At 70.0% G+C, this 17970-nt stretch carries 17 protein-coding genes; 12 read left to right on the top strand and 5 right to left on the bottom strand.

All coding sequences use genetic code 11. The features are described from left to right. Positions 1–6: 6 nt before the first annotated feature. The 3 genes from KXD97_RS30210 to KXD97_RS30200 form a co-directional block, all read right to left on the bottom strand. Complete coding sequence (locus tag KXD97_RS30210; RefSeq protein WP_260758225.1) at positions 7–894, bottom strand: ABC transporter permease; 888 nt, start codon at positions 892–894, stop codon at positions 7–9. An 8-nt stretch (positions 895–902) separates the two neighbouring features. Next, positions 903–1880: an ABC transporter permease gene (locus KXD97_RS30205; RefSeq protein WP_260754675.1), complete on the bottom strand. Its 978-nt coding sequence runs from the start codon at positions 1878–1880 to the stop codon at positions 903–905. 98 nt (positions 1881–1978) lie between these two features. Then, positions 1979–2386 carry a hypothetical protein gene (locus KXD97_RS30200; RefSeq protein WP_260754674.1) on the bottom strand — a complete coding sequence of 136 codons (408 nt, stop codon included), beginning with the start codon at positions 2384–2386 and terminating at the stop codon, positions 1979–1981. Positions 2387–2670: 284 nt separating this feature from the next. On the opposite strand from KXD97_RS30200, the gene KXD97_RS30195 reads away from it, so the two are divergent. From KXD97_RS30195 to KXD97_RS30145, 11 genes are all read left to right on the top strand, one after another. Next, positions 2671–3375 carry a response regulator transcription factor gene (locus tag KXD97_RS30195; protein ID WP_260758224.1) on the top strand — a complete coding sequence of 235 codons (705 nt, stop codon included), beginning with the start codon at positions 2671–2673 and terminating at the stop codon, positions 3373–3375. Continuing rightward, complete coding sequence (locus KXD97_RS30190) at positions 3353–4966, top strand: cell wall metabolism sensor histidine kinase WalK (RefSeq protein WP_260754673.1); 1614 nt, start codon at positions 3353–3355, stop codon at positions 4964–4966. The genes KXD97_RS30195 and KXD97_RS30190 overlap by 23 nt, the downstream gene beginning before the upstream one ends. Before the next feature lie 23 nt (positions 4967–4989). Further along, positions 4990–6915, top strand: coding sequence for a glycosyltransferase family 39 protein (locus KXD97_RS30185; RefSeq protein WP_396884610.1), 1926 nt, complete (start codon positions 4990–4992; stop codon positions 6913–6915). A 20-nt stretch (positions 6916–6935) separates the two neighbouring features. Further along, a complete protein-coding gene (locus tag KXD97_RS30180; RefSeq protein ID WP_260754672.1) occupies positions 6936–8219 on the top strand; it encodes a bifunctional glycosyltransferase family 2/GtrA family protein in 1284 nt (427 codons plus the stop codon). Beyond that, positions 8216–10126 (top strand): glycosyltransferase family 39 protein, encoded by a 1911-nt coding sequence (locus KXD97_RS30175; protein WP_260754671.1) that lies wholly within the window; start codon positions 8216–8218, stop codon positions 10124–10126. Before KXD97_RS30180 ends, KXD97_RS30175 begins: the two co-directional genes overlap by 4 nt. A gap of 65 nt (positions 10127–10191) precedes the next feature. Continuing rightward, positions 10192–10683, top strand: coding sequence for a carbonic anhydrase (locus KXD97_RS30170; protein ID WP_260754670.1), 492 nt, complete (start codon positions 10192–10194; stop codon positions 10681–10683). Between the two features lie 155 nt (positions 10684–10838). Continuing rightward, positions 10839–11768 (top strand): sulfate adenylyltransferase subunit CysD, encoded by a 930-nt coding sequence (gene cysD, locus KXD97_RS30165; RefSeq protein WP_396884609.1) that lies wholly within the window; start codon positions 10839–10841, stop codon positions 11766–11768. A 30-nt stretch (positions 11769–11798) separates the two neighbouring features. Further along, entirely contained in the window at positions 11799–13646 is a 1848-nt protein-coding gene (cysN, locus tag KXD97_RS30160; RefSeq protein WP_260754669.1) for a sulfate adenylyltransferase subunit CysN, read from the top strand. Next, positions 13643–14398: a 3'(2'),5'-bisphosphate nucleotidase CysQ gene (locus tag KXD97_RS30155; RefSeq protein ID WP_260754668.1), complete on the top strand. Its 756-nt coding sequence runs from the start codon at positions 13643–13645 to the stop codon at positions 14396–14398. The genes cysN and KXD97_RS30155 overlap by 4 nt, the downstream gene beginning before the upstream one ends. A 68-nt stretch (positions 14399–14466) precedes the next feature. Next, on the top strand, positions 14467–15066 hold the full coding sequence (locus tag KXD97_RS30150; protein WP_260754667.1) for a cysteine hydrolase family protein: 600 nt from the start codon (positions 14467–14469) through the stop codon (positions 15064–15066). Positions 15067–15092: 26 nt separating this feature from the next. Then, complete coding sequence (locus KXD97_RS30145) at positions 15093–15569, top strand: RrF2 family transcriptional regulator (RefSeq protein WP_260754666.1); 477 nt, start codon at positions 15093–15095, stop codon at positions 15567–15569. Here the strand turns inward: KXD97_RS30145 and KXD97_RS30140 are convergent. Beyond that, positions 15566–15958: a VOC family protein gene (locus KXD97_RS30140; RefSeq protein WP_260754665.1), complete on the bottom strand. Its 393-nt coding sequence runs from the start codon at positions 15956–15958 to the stop codon at positions 15566–15568. The genes KXD97_RS30145 and KXD97_RS30140 overlap by 4 nt on opposite strands. Before the next feature lie 74 nt (positions 15959–16032). Between KXD97_RS30140 and KXD97_RS30135 the strand changes: the two genes are divergently transcribed. Continuing rightward, positions 16033–17049, top strand: a complete 1017-nt coding sequence (locus KXD97_RS30135; protein ID WP_260754664.1) for a nitronate monooxygenase — start codon at positions 16033–16035, stop codon at positions 17047–17049. Between the two features lie 25 nt (positions 17050–17074). Here the strand turns inward: KXD97_RS30135 and KXD97_RS30130 are convergent, their stop codons facing one another. Continuing rightward, positions 17075–17956, bottom strand: coding sequence for a DUF4097 family beta strand repeat-containing protein (locus KXD97_RS30130; protein WP_260754663.1), 882 nt, complete (start codon positions 17954–17956; stop codon positions 17075–17077). Positions 17957–17970 lie beyond the last annotated feature (14 nt).

Here is a 17970-nt window from a genome sequence, read left to right as displayed (position 1 = left end):
TGCCTTTCACGTGCGACGCCCCGCCGGCCGCACCCCGGGATCGAGTGCGTCGCGCAACCCGTCCCCGACGAGGTTGGCGCAGAACACGATCAGCACCAGCACCCCGGCCGGGAACAGGAACACCCACGGAAACGTCGTCACCGACCGGGTGCCGTCGGCGATCAGGGTGCCCAGCGAGACGTCCGGCGGCTGCACCCCGAAACCGAGGAAGCTCAGGCTGGTCTCGGCCAGGACGGCCAGGCCGACGTTCAGTGCGGTGTCGATGATCAGGATCGACGCGACGTTCGGGATGATGTGGCGGACGATGATGCGCCAGTGGCTCACACCCATGTACCTTGCCGCGGTGACGAATTCGCGTTCGCGCAGGCTCATCGTCATGCCCCGGACGATGCGGGCGCTGATCATCCAGCTGAACGCGACCAGCAGCAGGATCAGCCACAGGATGGTGCCGGATTCCCGGGTGCGCGGGGTGACGATCGCGATCAGCAGGAAGCTCGGGATGACCAGCAACAGGTCGACGATCCACATCAGCGCGGCGTTGCGCCACCCCCCGAAATACCCGGCGATCGCGCCCACGGTCGCCGCGACGAGCGTGGACAGGAACGCCACGCACACCCCGACCAGCAGCGATTTCTGCATGCCTCGCAGCGTCTGGGCCAGCAGGTCCTGACCGAGCGCGTTGGTGCCGAACCAGTGGGTGGTCGTCGGCGGCTGCTGCAGCGCGTAGTAGTCCAGGTCGGTGTGCGAGTAGGGCAGCAGCGGGGGCAGCGCCCAGCAGCTGATGAACAGCGCGGCCAACACGAACAGCGACACCACCGCGGGCCGGTTGCGCACGAACCTTCGCCACACCAGCGTGCGCCTCGATGCGAACCCGTTGTGGGCGCCGTCGGTCATCGCCTCGCTCATGACACCCGCACCCTCGGGTCGAGCGCGGCGTAGAGCACATCGGAGAGCAGCCCGGCCAGCAGCACCGTCAGTCCGGTGAACACCGTGATCGCGACGACGATATTGGTGTCCTGGGTGGCGATGCCCTGGATGAACCACTCGCCGATGCCGTGCCAGCCGAAGATCTTCTCGACGAACACCGCGCCGGTGAACAGCCCGCCGACCCCGTAGGCGAACAGAGTGGCCATCGGGATCAGCGCGGTGCGCAGCCCGTGCCGGAACAACGCCTGGCGCCGGGTCAGCCCCTTGGCCCGCGCGGTGCGGATGAAGTCCTGGCCCAGCACGTCGAGCATCGCGTTGCGCTGATAACGGCTGTATCCGGCCATCGCACCCAGCGCCAGCGTCAACGTGGGCAGCACGAGATGTTGCAGCCGGTCGACGAACTGGTTCCACGCGCCGCCCACAGCGTCCGACGACGTCTCCCCGGTGTACTCGAACAGCTGCACGCCCAGCGCCGAGTTCGCGTTCAGCGCAGCCAGGATCAGCAGGTTGGCGATCACGAATGTCGGTGCGCTCAGGATCAGCAGCGCCAGCGTGGTGATGACACGGTCGGACAGCCGGTACTGCCTGACCGCGCCCCAGGCGCCCGCCACCACGCCGAGAACGGTGCCGACGATCGACCCGATGATCACCAGCCGCAGGCTCACCCCGATGCGGCGCCACAGTTCGTCGCTGACGGGCTGACCTCCCACGGTGGTGCCGAAGTCTCCGCGGACGGCTCCGCCCAGCCAGTCCGCGTACCGCACCGGGATGGGCTTGTCGAGGTTCAGCTCGGCCGCCTTGGCGTCGATCACCGCCTGCGGGGGCCGCGGATTGCGTTCGAGCAGGCTGTCGAGCGGATCGAACATGACCGAGGTCAGCGTGAACGTCAGGAACGACGCCAGACCCAGCAACACGACGTAGTTGAGCAGCCGGCGCGCGAGAAAGCGGGTCATCCGATCGGTCCGCCGGGGGGCTGCATGCGCCCCAGGTTAGGAGATGTGTCGGGCCACAGCCCGCCGACGCGGCCCAGGCGTGGCGGTGTCGTCCCGGTTCAGCGGCGACCGCGCAGCGGGTCGAGCACCTCCGTCACCTCGGCCGTCATCCCGTTCTGCACCCCTCGGACCATCACGCTGTCGTCGACGGCGAACGCCGGGTCTTCGCCGGGCGCCGTCGACCAGGTCTGGGTGAACCCGTCGGCGCTGCGCACCGTGATCGAGCCCGGGGTGGTCGCCGTGACGACGCCGGTCTGGCTCAGCATCGTGACGAAGCCGCCGGCCCCGTCGGCGACCACCACCTGCCCGTGCAGCGGCGTCTCCTGCTGCGGCCTGGGGCCACCGGGTCCGAAGGGGGGCCGACCGGCGGGGCCGTCGGCGTGGTGGCCGGGCGGCGGGCCGCCCAACTGTGGTGACGATCTGCCCGACGCGGCGTAGATCGCGGCGCCACCGAGTACGGCGATCACGGCGGCGACGGCGACGGCCAGCAGTGTCCTGCGCCGCCCCCAGGGCCGCGGTTCCGGATCCCGGCCGCCCCGACGGTGTCGGGGTAGGGCAGGTGCTCGGCGCTCATGGAACCAGACTGGAGGTCCTTGATGTGGACCCGCTGTGCGTCGGCTCAGCGTTCGATATGGCCTTGCTTCACAGCCGGCACATAGCAACAGCACAGAGACCGCATAGCGCGCCGGGCGACAATGGACGCATGCCCGACCCGCAGAACGACCCCGGGGATGAACCCGCGCGCGGGGTGATGCGGCGCGCGGACGGCACCCCGATCCACGTGCTCGTGGTCGACGACGAAGCCGTGCTCACCGAGTTGTTGTCGATGGCGTTGCGGTACGAGGGCTGGGAGATCTCCACCGCGGGCGACGGCGCCACCGCCATCGCGATCGCCCGGCAGAACCCGCCCGATGTGGTGGTGCTCGACGTGATGCTGCCGGACATGAGCGGGCTGGAGGTGCTTCGCAGGCTGCGCGAGCAGATTCCCGGCCTGCCGCTGCTGCTGCTCACCGCAAAGGACTCCGTCGAAGACCGCATCGCTGGCCTGACCGCCGGAGGGGACGACTACGTCACCAAACCGTTCAGCATCGAGGAGGTGGTGCTCAGGCTGCGCGCGCTGCTGCGCCGCACCGGCGTGAGCACCGCGACGGGGGGAGCCAAGATCGTGGTCGGCGACCTCGTCCTGGACGAGGACAGCCACGAGGTGACCCGCGGGGGAGACCTGATCACCCTCACCGCAACGGAATTCGAACTGCTGCGGTTCATGATGCGCAACGCCAGACGTGTGCTGAGCAAGGCGCAGATCCTCGACCGGGTGTGGAGCTACGACTTCGGCGGCCGCTCCAACATCGTCGAGTTGTACGTGTCCTACCTTCGCAAGAAGATCGACAGCGGCCGCGAGCCGATGATCCACACGCTGCGCGGCGCGGGATATGTCCTCAAACCGGCGCGGTGAGCGAGCACCGACCGTGCTCCGTTCCCCCCGCAGTTGGTCGCTGCGCACCCGGCTGATCGTCACCCAGGTCCTGCTCATCGCCGCCGTGTGCGCCGGCATAGGTCTGGCCACCGAGTATGCGCTGCAACGCTTTCTGACCAACCAGCTGGACGAGCAGGTGATCGAGGCCGGCAGGCGCTCGACGGTGATCTTCGAGTTCGGTCCGCCCCCACCGCCTGGCATGGGCCATCGTCCGGGAATGCGTCCGCCGGGGGCGGCGCCGCCCCCGCCGGGTTCCGACGGGCGCGTGGTGATCCGCGACGACGACTGGCCCGGACCGGCGTTCCTGAACGCGCCCGGGCAGGCCATCCACACCGTGGGAGCGGTGGTGGCCGGCGGGCGCGCCGTCGAGGCGGGGGTGATCACGGCCGACGGTTCGCGTGCCGAGGTATCCGCGACGGCGGCGGGACAACTCGCCGCAGTGGCTGTCGACGGCCGGCCGCAGACGCTGGACCTCGACGGGCTCGGCCGCTACCGGGTGGTCGCCTTCCAATCCCACATTCCGGGCAGGACCGTGGTCGCCGGGCTACCGACCGCCGACGTGGACGACACCCTGTTATGGGTCGCGGTGATCTTCACCGCTGTCGGAGCGGTGGCACTGCTCGCCGCGGGCACGGCGGGCATCGGCATCGTCCGCCGCCAGCTGGCCCCGCTGGCGAGGGTCTCCGCCGCTGCACAGCAGGTCGCCGACCTGGAGCTCGACCGGGGCGAGGTGCGGTTGCCCACGCCGATCGTCGACGTCGAGCCCGCGTCCGCGCACACCGAGGTCGGACAACTCGGTGCCGCGCTGAACCGGATGCTCGACCGCATCGCGGGGGCGTTGTCCGCGCGGCACGCCAGCGAGACCCGGGTCCGCCAGTTCGTCGCCGACGCCAGCCACGAACTGCGCACGCCGCTGGCCGCGATCCGCGGTTATACCGAGCTGGCGCAGCGTCGACGCGCGCAGCTGCCTGAGGACGTCGCCCACGCGATGAACCGCGTGGAGTCCGAGACCGAGCGGATGACCCAGCTCGTCGAGGACATGCTGCTGCTTGCCCGGCTCGACGCCGGCCGACCGCTGGAACGGGAGACCGTCGACCTGACCCGTCTGGCGGTCGACGCGGTCAGCGACGCGCACATCGCCGGCCCCGAACACCGCTGGGAGCTCGACCTTCCCGACGAACCGGTCACGGTCACCGGCGACGAGCCCCGGCTGCGCCAGGTACTGGCCAACCTGCTGGCGAACGCACGGATCCACACCCCGCCCGGCACCGCCGTGTCTACCTCACTGACCGTCGGGGCCGGTGGACAGGCGGTGCTCACGGTGCTCGACGACGGGCCCGGCATTCCCGCGGACCTGCAGCCGGAGGTGTTCGAACGGTTCGCCCGCGGCGATTCGTCGCGCGCGCGGACAGGGTGGAGCACCGGGCTGGGACTGGCCATCGTCGCCGCCGTCGTGCGCGCGCACGACGGAACCATCGAACTGGACAGCGTGCCGGGCCGAACCCGGTTCGTGGTCACACTGCCCGGCGATTCACAGGCGGGGCACAGCCGCGGCCCATCGGACGCCTAGCGGCCGCGCCCACGATGGCGTGAGTGACCCTGCTGACCCCTGACGAGCTCGGGGCACCCTCTGCCGACGGCGCTACGCGAACCCTCACCCCACGGCGCCCCGCCCCGCGATTCCGGTGCCGCCCGCGCGCCGGTGCCCTCTGGCAAGCGGGGACCCTCGCCGCGCTGCTGCTCGCCACCGCCGTGCTGTACCTGTGGAACCTCGGCGGCAGCCGATGGGCCAACGCGTACTACTCGGCGGCCGTGCAGGCCGGCACCCAGAACTGGACCGCGATGTTCTTCGGTTCCAGCGACGCCGCGAACGCGATCACCGTCGACAAACCGCCCGCCGCGCTGTGGGTGATGACGGCCTCGGCACGGCTGTTCGGGTTCGGCCCGTGGAGCGTGCTCGTCCCGCAGGCCCTGATGGGGGTGGCCGCGGTCGCGGTGCTCTATCTCGCAGTCCGGCGGGTCAGCGGCCATGGCGCCGGGCTGCTCACCGGGTCGGTGCTGGCAACCACGCCTGTGGCGGCATTGATGTTCCGTTTCAACAACCCCGACGCGCTGCTGGTGTTGTCCCTCGTGGTCGCGGCGTTCTGCACGCAACGGGCGTGCGAGAAGGACACCGGCCGGTGGTGGCTGGTCGCGGCGGGCGCGGCGGTCGGCTTCGGGTTTCTGGCCAAGATGCTGCAGGCACTACTGGTGCTGCCGGCTTTGGCGACCGCCTATCTGGTCGCCGGGCACCGGCCGCTGGGACGCCGACTCGCCGACACGCTGGCCGCTGCCGGCGCCTTCGTGCTCTCGGCCGGCTGGTACCTCCTGCTGGTCGAATGGTGGCCCGACGAACGGCGGCCCTACATCGGCGGCTCGCAGACCAACAGCATCCTGGAATTGACCATGGGCTACAACGGTTTCGGGCGGCTGACCGGCGATGAGCCCGGCGGCCTCGGCAACCTGAACCACGACGTGGGATGGGGGCGGCTGTTCGGGTTCGGCATGGGGGCCGACGTCGCCTGGCTGCTGCCCGCCGCGATCGTCTGTCTCGCCGCCGGATTCGTGATCACCCGGGGCCGGCCGCGGACCGACCCCGCCCGCGCGGCACTGATCCTGTGGACCGGCTGGCTGGCCGTCACGGCGGTCGTGTTCAGCTTCATGAACGGCATCGTGCACCCGTACTACACGGTCGCGCTGGCCCCTGCGATCGGGGCTGTCATCGGCATCGGCGCAAACCTGTTGTGGCAGAACCGCCATGACGTTCGGGCCGCGACCGCGATGGCCGGCGCGGTGCTGATCACCGTGATCCTGGGGGCCGTGCTTCTGGCCCGGCAGATCGACTGGATGCCGTGGTTGCGTGCGGTGGTGGCCGTCGGGGGAGTGGGCGCGGCGGTACTGCTGCTCGCCGTCGCCCGGCTGCCGCGGCCGGTGGCGTCGCTGGCGGCCGCATCGGCTCTGATCTCCTGTCTGGTTGGTCCGGCCGCGTTCTCCCTCGCCACCGCTGCCTCGCCGCACAGCGGGGCGTTGCCTTCGGTGGGTCCGTCGCGCTCCGGCGGCTTCACCGGAGGCGGACTGCTCAGCGCGCCCCGCCCCCACCCCGATCTGCTGCGGATGCTCAGCGCCGACAGCGGCGAATCCATTTGGGCCGCAGCCGTCGTCGGCTCCAACAACGCGGCCGGATACCAACTGGCCGCACAGGTTCCGGTGATGGCGATCGGTGGGTTCAACGGCACCGATCCCGCGCCGACCCTCGAGCAGTTCATCGACGATGTCCACGCCGGGCGCATCCACTACTTCATCGCCGGCCCCTCACTGATGATGGGTCGCCCCTCCGGCGACAGCGGGCGGGATTCCGCAGCGATCCGCGAGTGGGTCGAGGCGCGCTACCCCGCGCTGACGATCGACGGGACCGCTGTGTACGACCTCACCCAGGAACCCCACGTCTCACAGCCGCCGCATAGCTCGGGCCCACGGTGAGCACACGTCCGCGAACCACCATGGCAGACATGACAGACACCGTCCTCGAACCCGGGTGCGCCGACCGTCTTTTCGCGGCCCGGCCGAATGCCGCGGTAGCGGCGCGCACCACCGGTGCACCCGTCCTCGACGTGGTCGTCCCGGTGTACAACGAGCAGGCCGCACTGGCGGCCTCCGTGCACCGGCTGCACCGCTACCTGCATGACTCCGTGCCGTTTCCGGCGCGGATCACCATCGCCGACAACGCCAGCGTCGACGACACCCCCCGCATCGCCGCGCAGCTGGCAGCGGAGTTGCCGAACGTGAAGGTGGTGCGGCTGGAGGAGAAGGGCCGCGGTCGCGCACTGCACCGGGTGTGGACGGAATCGGATGCGGCCGTACTGGTCTACATGGACGTCGATCTGTCGACCGATCTGGCTGCGCTCGCCCCGCTGGTGGCACCATTGATCTCCGGGCACTCCGACCTGGCGATCGGCACCCGGCTGGCCCGCGGCGCGCGCGTGCGGCGCGGACCCAAGCGCGAGATCATCTCCCGCTGCTACAACCTGATCCTGAAATCGACTCTGTCGGCCGGGTTCTCGGACGCCCAGTGCGGATTCAAAGCGATCCGGGCCGACGTCGCGGCGCAACTGCTGCCCTATGTCGAGGACACCGGATGGTTCTTCGACACCGAGTTGCTGGTGCTGGCCGAGCGCAGCGGGCTGCGCATTCACGAGGTTCCGGTGGACTGGATCGACGACCCCGACAGCCGCGTCGACATCGTGGCTACCGCCGCCGCCGACCTGCGGGGCATCGGCCGCCTGCTGCGCGGCTTGGTCACCGGTGCCATCCCGGTCAACACCATCGCCGCGCAGCTGGGCAACTCGCGCGCCGCGGCCGCCCCCGGTTCGCTGATGCGCCAGGTGGTGCGGTTCGGCACCGTCGGGGTCGCGTCCACCGCCGCCTACATCGTGCTGTTCGTGCTGCTGCAGGGGTGGGCAGGTGCGCAGCTGGCCAACCTGATCGCGTTGCTGCTCACCGCAATCGGCAATACCGCCGCCAACCGGCGCTTCACCTTCGGTGTCGGCGGCCGCGCGCACCTGGCCCGCAAGCACGTCGAGGGCTTGATCGTCTTCGGAATCGCACTGACCATCACCAGCGGGGCGCTCGGCCTGCTGCACGCCACCACCGAAACCGCGCACCACACCGTCGAACTCGCCGTCCTGGTGGCGGCCAACCTGCTCGCCACCGTTGTGCGTTTCGTCCTGCTGCGCGGCTGGGTCTTCCACCCGCGCCGCACCACCGCCGGAGGAACCCCCCGATGAGCGTCACCGCCGCCCCGCCGTCAGCTGCCACGGAAGCCGCCAGGCCGCAACGGCCGCGCTGGGTGCGGCCGGCGTTACTGGCCCTGCTGGTGGCCACCGCCGCGCTCTACCTGTGGGGGCTGGGCGCGTCGGGCTGGGCCAACCAGTACTACGCCGCGGCCGCTCAGGCCGGCACCCAGGACTGGAAGGCGTGGCTGTTCGGCTCGCTGGACCCGGGTAACGCGATCACCGTCGACAAGCCACCCGCCGCGCTGTGGGTGATGGCGCTGTCAGGCCGGCTGTTCGGCTTCACCCCGTTCACGATGCTGTTGCCGCAGGCGCTGATGGGGGTGGCCTCGGTAGGCATGCTGTTCGCGGCGGTACGCCGGGTCAGCGGCCCGGGCGCCGGTCTGATCGCCGGTGCCGCGCTGGCCGTCACCCCGGTGGCGGCGCTGATGTTCCGGTACAACAACCCGGATGCGCTGCTGGTGCTGCTGCTCGTGGTGGCTGCCTATCTGATGGTGCGGGCCGTCCAGACCGGGGCGGCGAAGTGGGTCGTGCTGGCCGGTGTCGTGCTCGGGTTCGCGTTCCTGACCAAGATGCTGCAGGCATTCCTGGTCGTGCCCGGGCTCGCGCTGGCCTTCCTGGTCGCCGCGCCGGTGGGGCTCTGGCAGCGGGTGGGCCGGCTGGCGGCCGGGGCGGGCGCGATGATCGTGACAGCGGGCTCGTTCCTGGCGCTGGTCAGTCTGTGGCCGGCGGATTCACGGCCCTACATCGGCGGCTCCACTGACAACAGCCTGCTGCAGCTGGCGTTGGGCTACAACGGTATTCAACGCGTCATGGGAGGAGAAGGCCCGGGCCCCGGCGGCCCGGACAGTCCGCCCGCAGGCCCCGGAGGGCCCGGTGTTCCCGGTGGGGGAGCCAATCTGTTCTTCGGTGGTGATCCCGGAATCGGCAGGCTCTTCGGCGCGTCGATGGGTGCCGAGGCGTCCTGGCTGCTGCCGGCCGCGCTGATCGGCCTGGTGGCGGCGCTGTGGTTCACCCGCCGCGCCGCCCGCACCGACGCCGTCCGCGCGAGCCTGCTGCTGTGGGGCGGCTGGGTGCTGGTCACCGCAGCGGTGTTCAGCTTCATGGACGGGATCATCCACCCGTACTACACGGTGGCACTGGCGCCGGGTGTCGCCGCACTGGTCGGCATCGCCGTCGCCGAGTTGTGGCGCGGCAGAGCATGTTCGCCGCAGCGGGCGGTGCTGGCGGCGATGTCGGCGGCGACGGGGGTGTGGGCGTTCGCGGTTCTCGCCCGCACACCGGACTGGCAGCCGTGGCTGCGGTGGACCGTCCTGGTCGGCTCCATCGTCGTTGCCGCTGTCATCGGGGCCGGCGTCCACCGGCTGGGCCGGGCCACTGCGGCGGTGGCGGCGGCCGCGCTCCTGCTCGCAATGGCCGCACCAGCGGCGTACGCGATCGTGACCGCAGCCGACTCGCACGAAGGCCCGATAGCGATGTCGGGTCCGCACCGAGCCGACGCGTTCGGGCTGCCCGGCGGGCCGGATGGTCCCGGTGGTCCCGACGGCCCGGGTGCTTCGGGCGCGTCGTTGGCAGACAACGCCGAACTGCAGCAGCTGCTGCGCGCGGCCGACAACCGCTGGGCCGCAGCCAGTGTCGGGTCGATGACGGCCGGCGACCTCGCGCTGCAGACCGGGGCGTCGGTGATGGCCATCGGCGGATTCACCGGCGGCGACGACTCACCGACGCTGGCGCAGTTCCAGAACTACGCGGCCGAGGGGCAGGTCAGATACTTCATCGCCGGCGGGCACCGCGGGCCGGGCGGGCACTCCGGGACCTCCGGCCAGATCACCGCCTGGGTGGCGCAGAACTTCACTCCGGTCGACGTCGGCGGGATGACCGTCTACGACCTGCAGAAGTGACGCGACCCCGGTGCCGATCTGCCTGATATTGACCCGTGACTTCCGCCGCCGGCTAGCTTCGCGCCATGTCGGCCACAGACGAGTACCTGAAGAACAACGAGGAATACGCCAACACGTTCACCGGCCCGCTGCCGCTGCCGCCCAGCAAGCACGTCGCGGTTGTCGCCTGCATGGATGCACGCCTGGACGTGTACCGGATCCTCGGCCTCAAGGACGGCGAGGCGCACGTGATCCGCAACGCCGGCGGCGTCGTCACCGACGACGAGATCCGCTCCCTGGCGATCAGCCAGCGACTGCTCGGCACCAGGGAGATCATCCTGATCCACCACACCGATTGCGGCATGCTCACCTTCACCGACGACGGCTTCAAGCAACAGATCCAGGACGAGACCGGCATCAAACCGGAGTGGGCCGCCGAGGCGTTCCAGGACGTGGAGGAGGACGTGCGGCAGTCCCTGCGCCGTATCGAAGCCAGCCCGTTCGTCACCAAGCATGAGTCATCGCGCGGGTTCGTCTTCGACGTGGCCACCGGAAGGCTCACCGAGGTCACGCTCTGACCCGCCGAAATCGCATTCCACGAGATTTCCACTCGCGTTTTCCCTCGTGGAATGCAATTTCGGCCACCGCTCGTTGACACCCCGGACGGGCATCCGGCACAATTCCCGGTTATGGCCGTAAATCTGGTCAGATCTACCAACTTTACGAGGTATCCATGACCGTGACCGACGAGCTCGCGCACACCGCGGGACGTTACGAGCTGAGCCACCTGCGGGCCCTCGAGGCCGAGGCGATCCACATCATCCGCGAGGTCGCCGCCGAATTCGAGCGGCCGGTGTTGCTGTTCTCCGGCGGCAAGGACTCCATCGTGATGCTGCACCTGGCGATCAAGGCGTTCCGGCCCGGACGGCTGCCGTTCCCGGTGATGCACGTCGACACCGGGCACAACTTCGAAGAGGTGCTGGCCGCCCGCGACGAGCTGGTCGCCGATTCCGGGGTGCGCCTCGTGGTGGCCAAGGTGCAGGACGACATCGACGCCGGGCGGGTGGTGGAGACGATCCCGTCGCGCAACCCGATGCAGACGTTCACGCTGCTGCGCGCCATCCGGGAGAACAAGTTCGACGCCGCGTTCGGTGGGGCCCGCCGCGACGAGGAGAAGGCGCGCGCCAAGGAGCGGGTGTTCAGCTTCCGCGACGAGTTCGGTCAGTGGGATCCGAAGAACCAGCGCCCCGAGGTGTGGAACCTGTACAACGGCAGGCACCGCAAAGGTGAGCACATCCGCGCGTTCCCGCTGTCGAACTGGACCGAATTCGACATCTGGTCCTACATCGGCGCCGAGAAGATCAAGCTGCCCTCGATCTACTACGCCCACCAGCGCAAGGTGTTCGAACGCGACGGAATGCTGCTGGCGGTGCACAAATACCTGCAGCCGCGCAAGGACGAGCCGATCATCGAGAAGACCGTGCGGTTCCGTACCGTCGGCGACGTGACCTGCACCGGCTGCGTGGAATCCACCGCGGCGACGGTGTCGGAGGTCATCGCCGAGACCGCGATCTCGCGCCTGACCGAGCGCGGCGCCACCCGTGCCGACGACCGCATCTCCGAGGCGGGGATGGAAGACCGCAAACGTGAGGGCTACTTCTGATGGGGCGAGCGAAGCGACGGGGGAAATAAGATGACGACACTTCTGCGCATCGCCACCGCAGGCTCTGTCGACGACGGCAAGTCCACGTTGATCGGGCGGTTGCTCTACGACTCCAAGGCCGTCATGGAGGATCAGCTCGCCGCGGTGGAACGCACCTCCAAGGAGCGCGGGCACGACTACACCGACCTGGCCCTGGTGACCGACGGGCTGCGCGCCGAGCGTGAGCAGGGCATCACGATCGACGTCGCGTATCGCTACTTCGCCACGGCCAAGCGGAAATTCATCATCGCCGACACGCCGGGCCACATCCAGTACACGCGCAACATGGTCACCGGCACGTCGACCGCGCAGCTGGCCATCGTGCTGGTCGACGCGCGCCACGGGTTGCTCGAGCAGTCCCGCCGGCACGCGTTCCTGGCATCCCTGCTCGGTATCCAGCACATCGTGCTCGCGGTCAACAAGATGGACCTGATCGGTTGGGACCGTGAGCAGTTCGAGAAGATCCGCGACGACTTCCACGATTTCGCCGCGCGGCTGGACGTCCACGACGTCACAACGATCCCGCTGTCGGCGCTCAACGGCGACAACGTGGTCACCAAATCCGATGCGACGCCCTGGTACGAGGGTCCGTCACTGCTGGCGCACCTCGAAGAGGTCTACATCGCCGGCGACCGCAACCTCGTCGACGTCCGGTTCCCGGTCCAGTATGTGATCCGTCCCCAGACCCTCGAGCACCACGACCACCGCAGCTACGCCGGCACCATCGCCAGCGGCGTGATGCGCGTCGGCGACGAGGTGGTCGTGCTGCCGAGCGGCAAGGCCAGCACCATCTCGTCGATCGAAGGACCCTCCGGTCCGGTCGAGGAGGCTTTCCCACCGATGGCGGTGTCGGTCAGCCTGGCCGATGACATCGACATCTCGCGCGGCGACATGATCGCCCGGCCCCACAATCAGCCCCGCGTCACGCAGGACTTCGACGCGACGGTGTGCTGGATGGCCGACGGATCGGCGCTCGAACCGGGCCGTGACTACCTGATCAAGCACACCACCCGCACCACGCGGGTGAAGGTGACGGGTCTGGACTACCGGCTCGACGTCAACACCCTGCACCGGGACAAGACCGCCACGGCGCTGAAACTCAATGAACTGGGCCGGATCTCGCTGCGTTCGCAGGTTCCGCTGCTGCTCGACGAGTACAGCCGCAACTCGGCCACCGGCTCGTTCATCCTGATCGACCCGAACACCAACGGCACCGTCGCCGCCGGCATGGTGCTGCGCGACGGCGCCGCGCGGTCTTCAAGCCCCAACACGGTGCGCCACGAGTCGCTGTGCCGGCCCGAGGACCGGCTCAGCAAGGGCCGGACCGTGTGGTTCACCGGCCTGTCCGGTTCGGGTAAGTCGTCGGTGGCGATGCTGGTCGAGCAGAAGCTGATCGAAAAGGGGGTTCCGGCCTACGTTCTCGACGGCGACAATCTGCGGCACGGCCTGAACGCCGACCTCGGGTTCTCGATGTCCGACCGGGCCGAGAACCTGCGCAGGCTCGCGCATGTCGCGGCGATCCTGGCCGACTCGGGTCAGGTCGTGCTGGTTCCGGCGATCAGTCCGCTGGCCGAGCATCGGGAGCTGGCCCGCAAGGTGGCCACCGACGCCGGCGTCGACTTCTTCGAGGTGTTCTGCGACACCCCGCTGGAGGACTGCGAGCGGCGCGACCCCAAGGGTTTGTACGCCAAGGCCCGCGCCGGTGAGATCACGCACTTCACCGGGATCGACAGCCCGTACCAGCGGCCGAAGAACCCCGATCTGCGGCTCACCCCGGACCGCACCCCCGACGAGCATGCGGCTTCGGTGATCGAGCTGATCGAAGGCTGCACGTCGTGACCGATGACCACGCACTCGCCGCGCGGCTGGCGACCGAAGCCGGGAACCTGCTGCTCGACGTCCGTGGGGAGTTGGCCTCGGCATCCGCCCAGGAGCGGAAAGCAGCCGGAGACAAGCGATCTCACGACTTCTTGCTGGCCGCGCTCACTGCCGAGCGGCCCGACGACACCGTCCTGTCCGAGGAGGGGCCGGCAGAACAGGCCGAGCCGGCGCGGCTGTCTGCCCGGCGGGTGTGGATCGTCGACCCGCTCGACGGAACGCGGGAGTTCTCCGAGCTCCGCCGCACCGACTGGGCCGTGCACGTCGCTCTTTGGGAGCGCAACGGTAGCTCTGGTGAACTCGTCACCGGGGCGGTCGCGTTACCCGCGCAGGGCGTCACGCTGGCCACCCCGACCGTGCCGGTGCCACCGGTGGCGCCCGCGGCGCCGCGCGTGGTGGTCTCGCGTACCCGCCCCCCGGCCGTGGCGCTGGAGGTCAAGGACGCGCTCAACGGCACGCTGGTCGAGATGGGTTCGGCCGGAGCCAAAGTCGCGTCGGTGGTGCAGGGGCTCTCCGACGTGTACGTCCATGCCGGTGGGCAATACGAATGGGACTCCGCGGCACCGGTCGCCGTCGCCCGTGCGGCCGGGCTGCACACCTCGCGGCTCGACGGGTCGCCGCTGGCGTACAACCGGCGCGACCCTCGGCTGCCCGATCTGATCGTGTGCCGGCCCGAACTCGCCGAGGCCGTCCTCGCGGTCACCGCGCGCTGAACCTTCACCGCCGACATGAGCGTCCCCCGATCCTGACACCGCGGAGCGGGTCGCAGTAGGCTGCGACGATGTCTGATCTTCCGACCCTGCGTTCACTGACGGGTCTGCCGCTGGCACCGGTCAGCCTGGCCGACTCGGCGCTGGTTCTCATCGACTGCCAGAACACCTACACCTACGGGGTGATGGAACTCGAGGGCGTGCAGGCCGCGCTGGACGAGGCGGCCGCGCTGCTCGAGCGCGCCCGCACCGCGGGCATCCCCGTCATCCACATCCAGCACGACGCCGGGCCCGGGTCGCCGTACGACGTCACCGCAGAGATCGGCGCGATCGTCGAGCAGGTGGCCCCGCGCGAGGGGGAGCCGGTGGTGGTGAAGAACTACCCGAACTCGTTCGTGCAGACCGACCTCGACGAGCGCCTCAAGGCGGTGGACGCCTCCAACCTCGTGCTGGCCGGGTTCATGACGCACATGTGTGTGAACTCCACCGCGCGTGGCGCGTTCAACCTCGGCTACGCGCCGACCGTGGTCGCCAATGCAACGGCGACCCGCGCGCTGCCCGGCATCGGGGACGAGACTGTACCCGCGTCGGCTGTGCACGCCGCCAGCCTGGCCGCGGTCGCCGACCTGTTCGCCGTGGTGGTGCCGGGCGCACAGGACATCCCCGACTGACCCGACGCGCGGGCTAGGGTTGGCCCATGCGGATGTCGGCCAAGGCGGAGTACGCCGTGCGCGCGATGGTCCAGCTCGCGACGGTGGACGACGGTGTCCTCGTCAAAACCGACGATCTCGCCAAGGCCCAGGGGATCCCGCCGCAGTTCCTCGTCGACATTCTGTCCGACCTGCGCACCGACCGGCTGGTGCGTAGTCACCGCGGCCGCGACGGCGGGTACGAGCTGGCCCGGCCGGCAGCCGACATCAGCATCGCCGACGTGCTGCGCTGCATCGACGGCCCGCTGGCCAGCGTGCGCGACATCGGCCTGGGAGATCTGCCCTATTCGGGGCCGACGGCGGCGTTGACCGACGTGTGGCGGGCGCTGCGGGCGAGCATGCGCTCGGTTCTGGAGCAGACCAGCCTGGCCGACGTCGCCTCCGGTGACCTGCCCGGCCACGTCCGGTCGATGGCCGACGACTACCGCGGCCAGGAAGAGGCGCGCGGACACTCGATCGGTTAGCGGGACGCGCCGGACCCGTACGGGCGGGTGAGGATCTCCAGGTAATGACCGCCTGGGTCCTGGAAGTACACGCCCCGTCCGCCGTCGTTGTGATTGACCTGACCCGGCTGCGCGCCCCGCGGGTCGGCCCAGTGCTCCAGAGCCCGGTCCCTGATCTTTGCGTAGATGACGTCGAACTCGTCTTCGGAGACCAGGAACGCGTAGTGCTGCGGGTGAATCGGCTGATCGGCACCGACCTCGGCGTAGTCCAGGCTCGTGTCACCGACACTGACCACCAGGAAATGGCCGAACGGCTGCGGGTCGGGCAGATCGAACAGCTCGGTCAGGAACCTCGCTGACGCCCTCTTGTCCCGCGCCGCGACGATCGTGTGATTGAGGGTGATGGCCATCGCGATCCAGGATAAGACTGTCGGTGACCGCGGTTCCAGCGATCGGCGCCACGGGGCCGTGATACGAAGGGCTGGTGGTGTTCGATGTTCGCGACCTCACGGCGCCGGTGCTGGTGGCGCCGATGGCGGGCGGGCCGTCCAGCCCTGAGCTCGCCGCGGCCGCGTCGTCGGCGGGCGGTCTCGGATTCGTCGCGGCCGGTTACCTGACAGCCGACGCGTTCGCCGACCGCGTGGGTGCCGCGCAGCGACTCACCAGCGCCCCGCTGGGCGTCAATCTCTTTGTGCCGCAACCCAGTGCGGCCCGAGCGGCGGAGATCGACGCCTATGCCGGCGCGCTGGCCGGTGAGGCGCAGCGGTACGGCGTCAGCACCGGCGAGCCGCGGTTCGACGACGACGACTGGGACGCCAAGCTCGATGCACTGCTCGACCTGCGGCCCGCGCTCGCGTCGTTCACCTTCGGTCTGCCCGGCGACACCCAGCGACGCCGCCTCACCGAGGCGGGGATCACCACCGCGGCGACGGTCACGACGCTTGCCGAGGCGCGCCTGGCGGCCGGCGTCGGAGTCGACGTGCTCATCGCCCAGGGCCCGTCCGCGGGCGGGCACCGCGGAACCTTCGACGCGACCGCCGCGCCGTCACCGCAGCCGCTGGCCGAGCTGGTCACCGCGATCGGCGCCGAGCTCGAGCTCCCCGTGGTCGCGGCGGGCGGGCTGATGACCGGCGACGACGTGGACCGCGTCCGGCGTCTCGGGGCAGCCGCCGCGCAGTTGGGGACCGCATTCCTGCTCGCCGACGAGGCGGGCAGCAGCCCCGTGCACCGGGCCGCGCTGCAGGATCCGCAGTTCACTGAAACCGTTGTGACCAAAGCGTTCTCGGGACGTTATGCGCGCGGTCTGCGGAATCGGTTCATCGTCGAACACGACGCGGAGGCGCCGTTCGGCTATCCCGAGGTGCACTATCTGACCAGTCCGCTGCGCGCGGCGTCGGTGCGGGCCGGGGATCCGCACGCGGTGAACATCTGGGCGGGCACCGGCTTCCGCGCCGCCCGCCCGGGCACGGTCGGCGAGATCATCGCGTCGCTGATCGGTTGACAGCTCTTCTCGTCGCGTCCTGTCCTCACCGCTGGTCGTCGACGATGACGTCGCCGGACTCGGTGCGCGCCGTCACCACAGCCGCCGCGGCGTCACGGTCCCGGGTCTGCGGAACGCGCACCACCGTCGTGGCGCGGTCTGTTCCGGTCGTCGCGTCGACGAAGTAGGGTCCCGGCGGCGGCAGCGCGATCACGACGTCGCCGCGGTCGGTCTGGGCGTCCACGGTCACCGGCGCCTCAGCGAAGTCGACGCTGACGTCACCGGTGGTGGTGGTCGCCCGGAACGATTCGGCGACCGAGATTGGTTCCCGCGTGCTCACGTCACCGTGCTCGTTGGCGATGTCGATCCGGCGTGCCGAGCCGCTGAGGACCACCGCCCCGTCGACGATGCGGGCGTTGAGTTGGTCGAGGTCGGCCTGGGCGAACACCACCCCCACCTCCTGACGGATGGTCACGGTCAATCGGCGGGCGAGTTCGGGTGGCAGCACCAGCGTGATCTCACCGGCGCGGCCCCACTGCAGGAACTCCGACGGCTCCGCGTCGATGGTCACCCGTGCGGTGGCGCCGTCGGCGGTGACCGACAGCGGATCGGCGCCGGCGCGGGTGGAGTTGACCATGCGCATGTCCACCCGGGGCCCGCGGGACTCGCGGTCGGAGGTCAGCCGCACCGCCACCGGCACCGATCCGGTGTCGATCACCACTGACGTCACCGTGGCCGGCAGTGGCATCGAGTCCCTGACCACCCGGAACGAGCTGACGGTCACCGCGGCGGTCACCGACAGCGCGACGACGGCGGCGACCAGTGCCGCGGCCGCGAGAATGAGCAGCGTGCGGATCGCGGTGCGCCCGCCCGGCGAGAGCTGCGGGGGCGGCGACGCGGGCGGTGGCGGTGCGAGCGTGGTGGTCACGAGTATCCTTCCGT

This window comes from Mycobacterium sp. SMC-8 (assembly GCF_025263565.1).
Taxonomy (GTDB): domain Bacteria; phylum Actinomycetota; class Actinomycetes; order Mycobacteriales; family Mycobacteriaceae; genus Mycobacterium.
Note: the sequence above shows the minus strand (reverse complement) of the source record. Positions and strands in the feature narration are given on the sequence as shown.

What these genes read in the sequence shown, in the direction of transcription:
- KXD97_RS30205 (WP_260754675.1), bottom strand. Translation starts at nt 1,880, where the DNA reads ATGACCCGCTTTCTCGCGCGCCGGCTGCTCAACTACGTCGTGTTGCTG.
- KXD97_RS30170 (WP_260754670.1), top strand. Translation starts at nt 10,192, where the DNA reads ATGTCGGCCACAGACGAGTACCTGAAGAACAACGAGGAATACGCCAAC.
- KXD97_RS30180 (WP_260754672.1), top strand. Translation starts at nt 6,936, where the DNA reads ATGGCAGACATGACAGACACCGTCCTCGAACCCGGGTGCGCCGACCGT.
- KXD97_RS30190 (WP_260754673.1), top strand. Translation starts at nt 3,353, where the DNA reads ATGTCCTCAAACCGGCGCGGTGAGCGAGCACCGACCGTGCTCCGTTCC.
- KXD97_RS30145 (WP_260754666.1), top strand. Translation starts at nt 15,093, where the DNA reads ATGCGGATGTCGGCCAAGGCGGAGTACGCCGTGCGCGCGATGGTCCAG.
- KXD97_RS30150 (WP_260754667.1), top strand. Translation starts at nt 14,467, where the DNA reads ATGTCTGATCTTCCGACCCTGCGTTCACTGACGGGTCTGCCGCTGGCA.
- cysN (WP_260754669.1), top strand. Translation starts at nt 11,799, where the DNA reads ATGACGACACTTCTGCGCATCGCCACCGCAGGCTCTGTCGACGACGGC.
- cysD (WP_396884609.1), top strand. Translation starts at nt 10,839, where the DNA reads ATGACCGTGACCGACGAGCTCGCGCACACCGCGGGACGTTACGAGCTG.
- KXD97_RS30175 (WP_260754671.1), top strand. Translation starts at nt 8,216, where the DNA reads ATGAGCGTCACCGCCGCCCCGCCGTCAGCTGCCACGGAAGCCGCCAGG.
- KXD97_RS30140 (WP_260754665.1), bottom strand. Translation starts at nt 15,958, where the DNA reads ATGGCCATCACCCTCAATCACACGATCGTCGCGGCGCGGGACAAGAGG.
- KXD97_RS30195 (WP_260758224.1), top strand. Translation starts at nt 2,671, where the DNA reads ATGCGGCGCGCGGACGGCACCCCGATCCACGTGCTCGTGGTCGACGAC.
- KXD97_RS30210 (WP_260758225.1), bottom strand. Translation starts at nt 894, where the DNA reads ATGACCGACGGCGCCCACAACGGGTTCGCATCGAGGCGCACGCTGGTG.